This is a genomic window from Streptomyces sp. T39 (assembly GCF_008042045.1).
Taxonomy (GTDB): Bacteria; Actinomycetota; Actinomycetes; order Streptomycetales; family Streptomycetaceae; genus Streptomyces.
Map to the genome: position 1 here is coordinate 1 of NZ_RDBP01000100.1, position 1,428 is coordinate 1,428.

Here is a 1,428-nt window from a genome sequence, read left to right on the forward strand (position 1 = left end):
CTGGCGGTGCAGGTGCGGCCCTCGGCGCCGTGGCGCCACGGGTTCGCTTCCACCCGGGAGCCGTCGTTCTTGTAGACCAGGTGGGAGCCGTGCATGCCCTTGGTCGAAGCGTCGTGCGAGTTCTGCACGAACTGGTCCCCGAAGCTGTGAACTCCGTCGAAGACGGCGGTCAGGGCGGCAGCCAGGGCGAGGCCCTCGATGGCGCGGATGCGATCGGTCATGCTGGGTGTGCTCCTCATCTCGGATTCGGGGTGGGTGTGGGGAGGCCGGCCTCTTTGCCGATGCTGCGGGCGCCCCGTGGTGCGCTTTCGCTCCCGGCCGGAGTCCGGCCGGGGGCGGTGGTGTTCAGGACGGCGGCTCGTCCCAGGCCGTAGCAAGTGGGACGGCGCTGGTCAGAGCCATTCGAGTTCGTCGTCGTGGCACAGGACGTTGCCGATGAACAGCCCGAGCCCGGCCACGGTCCATCGGAAGTCGGTCAGCTCGCCGGGCGGGACCTCGTCCAGGACGTAGCCGACGCGGCCTTCGGCACGGGGGTCGTCCTCGCAGGCGAGGACCAGGACCTCGTTGTCTCGGGCGCTCACGTCAGCGGGATGGCGCGGCAGGCGGTGGCGTGGTCGTTGGCCTCCGGCCGGATGCGGAAGAGGTAGCCCTGCTCCGGGCGGGCGGAGGCGTCGCCGCAGCCGAGGCAGTTCCAACGGTTGTCCTCGGCGTGCTCGCCGTGGCCGGTGACGTCGACGTAGCTGCCGCCGGTGGTGACGAACCGGATCAGCAGGCCCTTGGGCCGGTCGGGCTCGGTGAAGGCGGAGGCGCGGGCGGCGGTGGTCATGGTCGGGTGTCCTCTCGGATCAGGCGGCCAGCAGGTGCTTGGCCAGGGGAGCGGGGTACGTGGCGGGGTCGGCGGGCGTGCCGTCGTAGCACTCCAGGCAGGACCCCAAGGTCTTGAGCGGGAGGCAGATGAAGTAGCGCCGGCCGCAGCGGCCGGGGCATGTCTGGCGCGCGGCCATCGCCTTGTCGAGCGCGACTTCCTTCGCGAACGTCATCGGGATCTTCGGCTTCGCCAGGTCGATCCGGTACAGCCACGCAAAGCGTTTGCCGCCACGGCATTCGATCCGTGCGACGGGCTCCTGGCCCCCGGGGCGCAGCCCCATGTCCCGCAGCCGGCGGCGGGTCGCGAGTTCCTTGCGTCCGGCCTGCTTCCACCGGAAGACCGGGAGCGAGCCGTCGCCGGCTGCGGGACATGGGGCTGCGCCCCGGGGGCCAGGAGCCCGTCGCACGGATCGAATGCCGTGGCGGCAAACGCTTTGCGTGGCTGTACCGGATCGACCTGGCGAAGCCGAAGATCCCGATGACGTTCGCGAAGGAAGTCGCGCTCGACAAGGCGATGGCCGCGCGCCAGACATGCCCCGGCCGCTGCGGCCGGCGCTACTT

General features: G+C 71.1%; 4 protein-coding genes and 1 pseudogene. 1 reads left to right on the top strand and 4 read right to left on the bottom strand.

Going from position 1 to position 1,428, the window contains the following annotated elements; translation table 11 throughout:
- The 4 genes and pseudogenes from EAO77_RS35550 to EAO77_RS35565 form a co-directional block, all read right to left on the bottom strand.
- Positions 1-221, bottom strand: a pseudogene (locus tag EAO77_RS35550) (hypothetical protein); the annotation flags it as partial.
- Positions 222-392: 171 nt separating this feature from the next.
- Entirely contained in the window at positions 393-581 is a 189-nt protein-coding gene (locus EAO77_RS35555; RefSeq protein ID WP_147992451.1) for a hypothetical protein, read from the bottom strand.
- Entirely contained in the window at positions 578-826 is a 249-nt protein-coding gene (locus EAO77_RS35560; protein ID WP_147992452.1) for a hypothetical protein, read from the bottom strand. Before EAO77_RS35560 ends, EAO77_RS35555 begins: the two co-directional genes overlap by 4 nt.
- Before the next feature lie 19 nt (positions 827-845).
- Positions 846-1,274 (bottom strand): RRQRL motif-containing zinc-binding protein, encoded by a 429-nt coding sequence (locus EAO77_RS35565; protein ID WP_147992453.1) that lies wholly within the window; start codon positions 1,272-1,274, stop codon positions 846-848.
- Here EAO77_RS35565 and EAO77_RS35570 point away from each other — a divergent pair.
- Positions 1,238-1,428 (top strand): RRQRL motif-containing zinc-binding protein (locus tag EAO77_RS35570; RefSeq protein WP_315986133.1); only part of this gene is annotated, 191 nt, incomplete at its 3' end. The genes EAO77_RS35565 and EAO77_RS35570 overlap by 37 nt on opposite strands.